This window comes from Aliidongia dinghuensis, assembly GCF_014643535.1.
GTDB classification, from domain to species: domain Bacteria; phylum Pseudomonadota; class Alphaproteobacteria; order ATCC43930; family CGMCC-115725; genus Aliidongia; species Aliidongia dinghuensis.
Window position 1 is genome coordinate 1 of record NZ_BMJQ01000086.1, and the last position, 517, is coordinate 517.

The 517-nt window shown below is 48.2% G+C and carries 1 pseudogene; it reads right to left on the minus strand.

The features are described from left to right. Window positions 1-517 (minus strand): annotated as a pseudogene (locus IEY58_RS34240) (hypothetical protein); the annotation flags it as partial.

The following is a 517-nucleotide window of genomic DNA, read 5'->3' on the forward strand; positions in this document are numbered from 1 at the left end:
TCCAAACTGTGCTGAATGTCACTAAGGATAGTGTCTTCCTGCATCACCACCGTGTCGCAGTCATTTGGCACCACCGCGCCGGTAAAAATTCGCACGCCTTGATTGGGTCGCAAACGACCGTTAAAAGGTTTACCTGCCCCCGATTCACCGATGATTTCAAGTTGGCTATCGTGGTCAAGATAGCTACCCATAGCAATCGCAAAACCATCCATGGCTGATAGATTTTGGCGGGGAATATCAAAGGATGCGGCAATATCTTGGGCTAAAATGTGGTTTTGCACCTCTAACAAACCCACTGTTATCGTCTTTACCTCGCCCGGACGCGACGTTAAATAGTTCTCTAGGCGCTCATTAATCGCTTGTAGATACTGCATACCAATCGGGCAGTGCTCATCAATCCAGCGGGTGCTATCTCCCCGAATGCTAGTGATTCGCTCACCCTGCGTCAAATTGGCGGCTTGGTAATCAATCAAGCCACTCTCTTTTTGTAACGCCCGAAAAAAATTGACGTCAAAAC